Below are 9076 nucleotides of genomic sequence, written 5' to 3' on the forward strand. Positions count from 1 at the left end.
AAATTACTTCAAAATCCAAATCTTCCAAAGAGGTTTTTAAGGCGTAACTTAACCCTCCTAATTTTCCTATGGCTATTTTCACCCTATAAACCTCGAATTTTTAATAGACATAATATTATACTTTAAAATTTCTTGCTATAAGACAGTAAAATTAATTCTATACATTCAAACCCTAATTCCTGTAAGTGAATGCTCATTTCAGGAAATCTAAGACTTTTTTACAAGGATACCAATTATAGGTCTCTATAATTATTAAGATTATATTTTTTAAAGCATCTTTTGCCCCGTTTAGTATAGAAACTTCAAAGCCATTTAAAACAGAAATACATTACCCCGTTGCTCCTCATAAACAAGTAGCCATGCAAGGTATTATTAAAGGAGAATATCCAATTTCAGAGGAAATTCACAATACTACTCTTAGTTTACCTATTTCCTACAGTCATATAGATGATGATATTTATAAAATTATTGCAGTATTAAATAAATTTTAAAGTATTATCAGGTATTCTTACTTGGCAAAAATTTTGTGTTCAGCCGCATTTATCATTTCTGTAAGTATTTTTTTGATGTCATATTCATACTCCCAAGCAGGATAATGCTTTTTAAACTTGTTTACATTATTGATATACCAGATGTGATCCCCAACTCTTGCCTGTTCAGATATTTTATGTTTAAGTTTATAGCCAGCAATATCTTCTATAAAATTTATTGCTTCTAATATTGATATGTTTGAATATCTTGATCCACCAATATTATAAACTTCTCCACTTTTTGGATTTTGAAAATAATGCCAAAAAGCATTAATTAGGTCTTTGCTATGTATATTATCCCTTACCTGTTTTCCTTTATATCCAAAAACGGTATACTCTTTATTTTTAACTGCATTTAAGATTAAATACGCTAAAAAACCATGTAATTCTGCACCACTATGGCTTGGACCTGTTAAACATCCTCCTCTAAAAGCAACTGTTTTCATCCCAAAATATTTTCCATATTCTTGAACAAGTACATCAGCTGCTACTTTACTTACTCCAAATAAGCTGTGTTTTGAATTATCAATATTCATAGATTCATCAATCCCATCTTTTGCAAAAGGATGATGAGGATCTACTTCCCAGCGTGTTTCCAGTTCTATTAAAGGTAAATGATTAGGAGTATCTCCATAAACTTTATTTGTACTGGTAAAAATAAACACTGCATCAGGACAGTACTTTCTTGTAAGCTCAAGTAAATTTAGTGTGCCATTAGCATTAACAGTAAAATCGGTTATAGGCTCTCTAGCTGCCCAATCGTGAGATGGTTGTGCTGCTGTATGTATTATTCCAGCTATATCTTTATTATAAGCTTGGTAGATTTTTTCTAATTCTGTGTAATCCCTGATGTCAATATTAAAATGTTTATAATTGTCCAATTCTTGTTGAAGTTTTTCATTATTCCAAAAAGTACTGGCTTCTTTGCCAAAAAAGTAAGCACGCATATCATTGTCTATACCAATTATTTTATAATCTTTTGAATGAAAAAACTTTACTGACTCACTGCCAATCAATCCAGCTGAACCTGTGACCAGGATTATGCTCATACTTTTACCTCTTTAAAATCTACAGATTTTTCAATATTTTGAATAGAATTTCTTATATAATAAATGATATAGCACAAAATTTTAAGTATATATTTATATTTGATATACATTATTCAGTTCATGATTTTTATTATTGTTAAAGTATATAATAATAATAAACCTTGTATTTATTCCAATATATAAGGTAATTAAATGATCAAAATAAAGTTTTCAACTCAATTTTCAGACTTGCATTTAATCCGCCAAACCCCAAATTCATCAGGAATATGGGGAGATTGTCAATTCTTCATAGACCAGGATGTTGAAGAATGTGATTTCTGGGTAGTTTATGATGAGCCTTCAAGAACTGAAAAGACAAAATGTTCACCTGAAAATATAATTCTAATAACAGCAGAACCCCCGAGTGTAAAAAGTTATAACAAAAATTTTATTAAGCAATTTGGTTTAATTATCACTTGCAATCGTAATATTAAACATCCTAATATTATCTATACTCAGCAAGGATTACCCTGGAATGTAGGTTTACGCAGAAATGAAAAATGGTCCACTGTAGAAACAAAGACTTATGATGATTTTAAGACAACGAAATATATTGAAAAAAATAAGTTAATGTCAACTGTAGTTTCTAATAAGAGTTTTACCGAAGGACATAGAAAGAGATTAACCTTTTTAAAGGCGGTATATGATTATTTTGGTTCTCAAGTAGATATTTTAGGAATAGAAACAACTCCTGTTTTTGGAATAGAAAATAAAGTAAATGATAAATGGGATGCTGTCTCAAAATATAAATATCATTTAGCTATAGAAAATAGTTCATATCCAGATTACTGGACTGAAAAACTAGCAGATGCTTATTTGGATGGTGCTTATCCGTTTTATTATGGTTGTCCTAATATATCTGATTATTTTCCTGAAGGATCTTATACCTATATTGATATAACTAAGCCAGAAGAAGCGATCAGGATTATAGAGGAAACTATCAAAAATAATCAGTATGAAAAATCTATAGATAAAATCAAAGAGGCAAGAGATTTGGTATTAGATAAATATAATTTATTTGCGCTAATTTCAGAAGTTTGTAATAGTAGAATAAGTTCAAAAGCAAAATCAAATATTATAATAAAACCTCAATCAATAATGGCTAATGATAGAAAGTTCTTTAAAAAAATAGTTTCAGGCATAAGTTGCTTGGTATCAGAAAGAAGAAAAGAAATATATCCTAATCAGTATATAAAAGGTGGTTAGTCTAGACAAAAATAGTGAAAATTAAGAGAGGTTATGAAAAGTCTTAAAAAGATAATACGATCTATAGAAAGTGAAAGTGAAGAGAAGAATCTAAAGAAAATATTGGCTAATTTCGATAGAAATATAGCTATTTTAGATGTTGGATGTGGGTTTGGATACAAAATAAAGCTTTTAAAGAAGTTTGGATTTAAAAATATACTTGGAATTGAGAAAAATCAATTTCTTGTAAAGAAATGCCAAGATAATCGTTTAAATGTTATTGGTGTAGAAGATTTTAGAGAAAATTACCAAAATAAAAAATTTGATTTAATTGTTATGTCTCATATAATTGAGCATTTTCAATACGAGGATTTAAAAGAGTTTTTAGAGTTTTATTTGGATTTTTTAGAAGATAATGGACATTTATTAATTTTATCTCCTCTTTATCAAGAAAACTTCTATGATGATTTTGATCACGTAAAACCATATCATCCCTTAGGTATTGAGATGGTTTTCGGAAATAAAAATAGTCAAGTTCAGTTTTATTCAAAATATACTTTAAAATTGGTGGATCTTTACTATAGAAGAGAGCCTTTTCGTTTAAAATTCTATAGAGCACTTGTTATAGAAACAGGAAATAAACTACCTGAGTTTATTAATATTATATTAGCTTTTTTATTTAGGTTTTCCTTTGGAACAATAGGAAGGCCGACAGGATGGTTGGGTTTATTTAAAAAATGTTAATATAAAAAATGTTTGTGTAAAAAATAATTCTGAGCAATTGAGGAATAATAAAATGCTACATAGTAAAAATAAATCCGGACCTGTTGTGCTCATCTCTAAGGATATACAATATACTTTTCCTTTTGGCTATGCTTATATTGCTGGATATTTAAAGCAGCAGGGAGAGGATGTAAAAGTCTTGTTTAGACCTGAGAATCCTGCGTTGTATAAGAGATTTGTCCAAGAAATAATAGATTTAAAACCTTTAGTAGTTGGTTTTGGTACAATATATCCCGATTTATATGAAGTTGAAAGACTCATAAAAATTCTTGATAAAGAAGGAAGGGATTTTCCTGTTGTAATTGGTGGACAAATGGTGACTCCCACGCCAGAGTTTGCCGTTGAGGTTACTGGAGTGGATTATGGCATTATTGGAGAAGGTGAGATTATTTTTCATGAATTAGTTACTGCTTTAAGAAATAATGAATCACCTTTATCAGTAAAAGGATTAGTAGTTCGAGATGGGCAAGAAATAACAACAACAGGAACAGGTAATTATATTCATAATTTATCTGAAATTCCTCCTATTCCTTATGAATTATTTCCTTCTGAAAAATGGTTAAATGTAGGCAGATTTTATACAGATTTATCTCAACCTCATTGGCATTATAATGATCGTGTAATCCCTATTCATGGAGGTCGTGGTTGTCCTTTTACCTGTAACTTTTGCTATCATCACAGCAAGCCCAGATATAGATCTATTGAAAATATGATAACTGAAGCTGATATGCTTATTAAAAAGTTTAATGGTAATATGCTTTATTTTGGTGATGATTTAGTATTGTCATCTCCAAAAAGGGCTCAGGACTTAATACAGGCAATTGCAAAATTAAATTATAAAATTGATTATAGTGTTTCTTGTAGGTTTGATATCTTAAATAGAATTGATGATGAAACATTAAAAGAGATGAAAAGAACCGGTTGTCGTATAATGGGATTAGGTATTGAGTCAGGATCTCAACGAATTCTTGATATAATGAACAAAAAAATAACGGTAGATGAGATAATTTCAGGATTACGCAGATTAAAAGATGTAGGAATTTTACCAACAGTATCAATTATGGTAGGACAATATACAGAAACCATGGAAGATGCTCAACAATCAATGGATTTAATGCTCAAAACCCTGAGATACAATAAAAATATTCAATATGCCTTTACTATTGCTACTCCATTTCCTGGAAGTGAACTTTATGATATAGCTCTTCAAAAAGGACTTTTAAAAGATCACTATGATTTTTATAAAAGGTTTGATTCTGTAAAACAAATGTCCCAGGTATCGGTAAATCTTTCAGATATGAGCAATGAAGAAGTCGAATTCATGCGTAAGAAGCTCGAATCAACATATATTCAGGAAAGAAATAAAATAATTGGCTCTAATGTAGTTAAAGTTGAAAATCTCAGAAAAACTGTTAAAATTGCAGATAGTAAAATTCGTAGAAGAATTTTTAATAAAACTGATAAGGGTTTTGCTAAACTATTAAAAGAGGCTTATGTTAAATTGTACGATTTTATTCAAATCAATCTTGATAAATTAAGACTTAAACTTCTTGGGCTGGATTATTAATCTTAAAATTGAGGTGAATTAGCTTTATGAGTTTAGCACCAATAGCTTTATTCGTATATAACAGGCTTGAACATTTAGAAAAAACTATTAATGCTTTACAGAACAACATTTTAGCATTAGATAGTGAACTTTATATATTTTCTGATGGTGCTAAGGATGAAAAATCATCAGAACAAGTCAATAAAATAAGAAAATACATTAAAACTATATCTGAATTTAAGAAAATTATAGTCATAGAAAGAGAAAAAAACCTGGGTTTAGCAAATTCCATAATCTCTGGGGTTACGGAAGTAATTAATAAGTATGGAAAAATCATTGTTTTAGAAGATGATATGGTGACTTCAAGATATTTTCTTAAATATATGAATGAAGCTCTTGAGTATTATGAAAATGAGGATAGAGTTATAAGTATTCACGGTTATATATATCCGGTTAAAAAAGAACTTCCTAACACTTTTTTCATGAAGGGAGCTGATTGCTGGGGATGGGCAACCTGGAAAAGAGGTTGGGACTTATTTGAACATGATGGAAAAAAGTTATTGCAGGAATTAGAAAACAAAAAACTAACTTATGAGTTTGACTTTAATGGATCATATATTTATATTGATATCCTAAAAGCTCAAGTAACAGGAATAAATAGTTCATGGGCAATAAGATGGTATGCTTCTGCTTTTTTAAAAGACAGATTAACTCTTTATCCAGGAAAATCTTTAGTTCAAAATATTGGCTTAGATGGCATTGGAACCCACTGCAAAATAACTAATGTTTATGACAGCAATTTGGCTGATAATAGGATAAAAATAGATTGTATTTCTTTAAAAGAAAATAAATCTGCCAGAAAACAGATAGAAAAATACTTTAGATCAATTAGCTCAAATAGAAAAGGCTTTTGGCATAAAATAAGAAATAACATAAAAAGGATTATAAAAAATGCTTAAGCGGCTTTTTGAAAAAGATAAAAATACCAAATATGGTTTTTGGGGTAATTATAGCAACTGGCAAGAAGCTCAAGAGCATTCTTTAGGTTATGATTCTGCTGAGATTCTTGAAAAGGTCAAAAGCTCTCTTTTGAAAGTTAAAAATGGTGAAGCTATATTTGAAAGAGATTCTGTCTTATTTAACAAAACCGAGTATTCCTGGGGACTTTTAGGAGGTCTATTGTATGCTGCATTAAATAGTGACAATAAGCTTCGAATTTTAGACTTTGGGGGCTCTTTAGGTAGTCATTATTTTCAAAATAAGAACTTATTAACTAACTTGAATGAGATTAAATGGTGTATTGTTGAGCAAAAACACTTTGTGGATTGCGGAAAAGAGCACTTTGAGGATGATATATTAAAGTTTTACTATGATATTGATACTTGTATAAAAGAACAATCGCCAAACGTTATAATATTTTCAAGTGTCTTGCAATATCTTGAAAACCCTTATGAATTATTAGAAAGTGTTATAGATAAAGGAATTAAGTTTATAATTTTTGATAGAACATCATTTACTCTAAAAAATAAAGATATTCTTACAATTCAGAAGGTTCCGCCTGAAGTATATAATGCAAGCTATCCAGCATGGTTTTTTAATAAAAGGAAGTTCTTTGATCTATTTAAAGAGAAATATGAACTTATAGCTGAATTTGATGCATTAGCTGGGCAAATAGAAATTAGAGATAAAAATACAAAAATTCTAGCTCAGGATAAAGGTTTTATATTTAAGAGAAGGTAAGCTGAAAGGTTATTTATGCGTGTTATTGACGAGATTTTAGGCAGAAATGAGTTTATAGAAAATCCACCTGTATTACTTGATATAGGTGCTTCAGGTCAGTTGCACGAAAAATGGAAAGATATAGCAAAACATTCTATCTGCATTGCTTTTGATGCAGATAAAAGAGAAATGTCGTTTGTAGAAAAAGAAACAGATAATTACAAAAAACTGTATGTGTATAACTGTGTAGTATCTGACAAATCATCTGATGAATCAGACTTTTATCTTACAAGATCTCCTTTTTGTTCAAGCATGCTCTATCCAGCCACGAAAAAATTAGAAGATTGGGAATTTGCAGATATTTTTGAAGTAAAAAAGCAAATTAAAATAAAAACTGTAGATTTACCAACTGTGATAAGTGAGTTAAATATACAGAAAATAGATTGGTTTAAGACAGATTCACAGGGAATAGATTTAAGATTGTTTAAAAGTCTAGGTGAAGAAATTATTAATAAGATTTTAGTAGCTGAATTTGAGCCAGGCATTATTGATGCTTATGAAGGAGAAGATAAGTTTGTTGATTTAATGTTGTATATGGATACAAATAATTTCTGGATGTCAGATATAAATATACTGGGTTCAAAAAGATTGAGTAAATATACTCTTGAAAAACTTAGTGAAAAAATCAGTAAGAATATCTTGTCTACTTTAAAAATTTCTCCAGGATGGGTAGAAGTTCTGTATTTTAATGATTTTAAACAAATAGATTTGCTAGATAAAAGGGATTTTTTATTAGGTTGGATTTTTTCAATTATTGAAGGGCAGTATGGTTTTGCACTTGAAATAGCCTTAAAAGGTTTTGAAAAATACGATGATGAAATTTTTAAAAAACTAGAAGATCATACTTTAAAAGAACTTGAGTTAAATTATCAAGTTGAGCTCAAAAAATATAGGTCTTTAAGCCATATTATAAAAAAGATTTCAGAAAAAATAATTAAAAGTAGGAAATAGAATGAAATATTTTTGTACGCTATTTAATTTAAGATTTTTACCGCAGGGTTTGGCTTTACATGAATCCCTTAAAAAACATTGTAATGATTTTCATCTTTATATTTTTGCTTTTGATGATAAATGCTATAAAATACTTAAAAATCTTAATCTTGAGTATACAAGCATAATATCTTTAAGTGAATTTGAAGATGAAGAGCTTTTAAGAGTAAAGCCAACTCGTACGTTAGGTGAATATTGTTGGACTTGTACTTCATCAACCATTCTGTATGTGCTTGAAAAGTATAAGTTGGATCATTGTACTTATATTGATGCAGATTTATATTTTTATTCTTCACCTGATGCCTTATTAAACGAGCTGGGAGATAAGTCTGTACTGATAACAGAACATCGATTTTCTCCTAATTATCTTCAGTCTAAATCTTTTGGCAAGTATTGTGTTCAATTTATCACTTTTAAAAATGATGATAATGGTTTAGAAGTGCTTAAATGGTGGCGAAATGCTTGTATTGAATGGTGTTATGCAAAACTTGAAGATGGAAAGTTTGGAGATCAAAAATATCTGGATGACTGGACAACAAGATTTGACGGAATTCACGAACTTCAACATATGGGGGGAGGAGTAGCTCCCTGGAATGTGCAACAATATAGTATTAGTAAAAAGCACAACAAGATTTATATTAAACAGAACAATCAAAATATAAAATTTGAGGTAATATTTTATCACTTCCATACTGTAAAATTTAATGAGATAAATCATATAACCAATAAAAGCTGGTATAAAATACCTAAAAAGGTTGAAAAATTAATTTATGAGCCGTATATCAAACATCTTAGACGAATAAGCAAACAAATTAATAGTATTGAGGTAATAAAACCTCCTTATAAAGTTCCTTCACCCTGGGAAATCAGAGAAATTCAGCGAAATATAAAACGAAAATTTTACATCATATTAAAGTTTTTATTAGGAATGAAAGATATTAAAGATAATATTTAGGAGAAATTAAATGGCATATTTAATGGATTTAAAGACATTTACCGATAATAGAGGTAATTTAACCGTATTGGAAGATAAAGAAATACCTTTTTCAATAAAAAGAATTTTCTATATATATATGGTGTTGATGACTCAACAAGAGGCAGACATAGACATAAAACAACTATACAGGCTCTTGTAAGCTTGCAGGGCAGTTGTACTGTTTATAATAATGATGGTA

8 protein-coding genes and 1 pseudogene are annotated in these 9076 nt (G+C 29.2%); 8 read left to right on the forward strand and 1 reads right to left on the reverse strand.

Annotated features, from left to right (window positions below; genetic code table 11):
- Positions 1 to 508: 508 nt before the first annotated feature.
- On the reverse strand, positions 509 to 1579 hold the full coding sequence (locus A2255_00715) for an NAD-dependent epimerase (GenBank protein ID OGI20886.1): 1071 nt from the start codon (positions 1577 to 1579) through the stop codon (positions 509 to 511).
- 192 nt (positions 1580 to 1771) lie between these two features.
- Here A2255_00715 and A2255_00720 point away from each other — a divergent pair, with 192 nt between their 5' ends.
- From A2255_00720 to A2255_00755, 8 genes and pseudogenes are all read left to right on the forward strand, one after another.
- The gene (locus tag A2255_00720) at positions 1772 to 2824 is read left to right on the forward strand and encodes a hypothetical protein (GenBank protein ID OGI20887.1); all 1053 of its coding nucleotides are present in this window, start codon (positions 1772 to 1774) and stop codon (positions 2822 to 2824) included.
- A 33-nt stretch (positions 2825 to 2857) separates the two neighbouring features.
- Positions 2858 to 3547, forward strand: a complete 690-nt coding sequence (locus tag A2255_00725; GenBank protein OGI20888.1) for a hypothetical protein — start codon at positions 2858 to 2860, stop codon at positions 3545 to 3547.
- A 52-nt stretch (positions 3548 to 3599) separates the two neighbouring features.
- Positions 3600 to 5153, forward strand: a complete 1554-nt coding sequence (locus A2255_00730; protein ID OGI20889.1) for a hypothetical protein — start codon at positions 3600 to 3602, stop codon at positions 5151 to 5153.
- A 26-nt stretch (positions 5154 to 5179) separates the two neighbouring features.
- On the forward strand, positions 5180 to 6091 hold the full coding sequence (locus A2255_00735) for a glycosyl transferase (protein ID OGI20890.1): 912 nt from the start codon (positions 5180 to 5182) through the stop codon (positions 6089 to 6091).
- Positions 6084 to 6872, forward strand: a complete 789-nt coding sequence (locus A2255_00740; protein OGI20891.1) for a methyltransferase, TIGR04325 family — start codon at positions 6084 to 6086, stop codon at positions 6870 to 6872. Before A2255_00735 ends, A2255_00740 begins: the two co-directional genes overlap by 8 nt.
- Before the next feature lie 15 nt (positions 6873 to 6887).
- On the forward strand, positions 6888 to 7862 hold the full coding sequence (locus A2255_00745) for a hypothetical protein (GenBank protein ID OGI20892.1): 975 nt from the start codon (positions 6888 to 6890) through the stop codon (positions 7860 to 7862).
- 1 nt (position 7863) lies between these two features.
- Positions 7864 to 8856: a glycosyl transferase gene (locus tag A2255_00750; GenBank protein ID OGI20893.1), complete on the forward strand. Its 993-nt coding sequence runs from the start codon at positions 7864 to 7866 to the stop codon at positions 8854 to 8856.
- A gap of 10 nt (positions 8857 to 8866) precedes the next feature.
- A pseudogene (locus A2255_00755) lies at positions 8867 to 9076 on the forward strand (hypothetical protein).

It is taken from the genome of Candidatus Melainabacteria bacterium RIFOXYA2_FULL_32_9 (assembly GCA_001784615.1).
In the GTDB taxonomy this organism is placed as follows: domain Bacteria; phylum Cyanobacteriota; class Vampirovibrionia; order Gastranaerophilales; family UBA9579; genus UBA9579.

What these genes read in the sequence shown, in the direction of transcription:
- A2255_00740 (OGI20891.1), top strand. Translation starts at nt 6,084, where the DNA reads ATGCTTAAGCGGCTTTTTGAAAAAGATAAAAATACCAAATATGGTTTT.
- A2255_00725 (OGI20888.1), top strand. Translation starts at nt 2,858, where the DNA reads ATGAAAAGTCTTAAAAAGATAATACGATCTATAGAAAGTGAAAGTGAA.
- A2255_00715 (OGI20886.1), bottom strand. Translation starts at nt 1,579, where the DNA reads ATGAGCATAATCCTGGTCACAGGTTCAGCTGGATTGATTGGCAGTGAG.
- A2255_00735 (OGI20890.1), top strand. Translation starts at nt 5,180, where the DNA reads ATGAGTTTAGCACCAATAGCTTTATTCGTATATAACAGGCTTGAACAT.
- A2255_00720 (OGI20887.1), top strand. Translation starts at nt 1,772, where the DNA reads ATGATCAAAATAAAGTTTTCAACTCAATTTTCAGACTTGCATTTAATC.
- A2255_00750 (OGI20893.1), top strand. Translation starts at nt 7,864, where the DNA reads ATGAAATATTTTTGTACGCTATTTAATTTAAGATTTTTACCGCAGGGT.
- A2255_00745 (OGI20892.1), top strand. Translation starts at nt 6,888, where the DNA reads ATGCGTGTTATTGACGAGATTTTAGGCAGAAATGAGTTTATAGAAAAT.
- A2255_00730 (OGI20889.1), top strand. Translation starts at nt 3,600, where the DNA reads ATGCTACATAGTAAAAATAAATCCGGACCTGTTGTGCTCATCTCTAAG.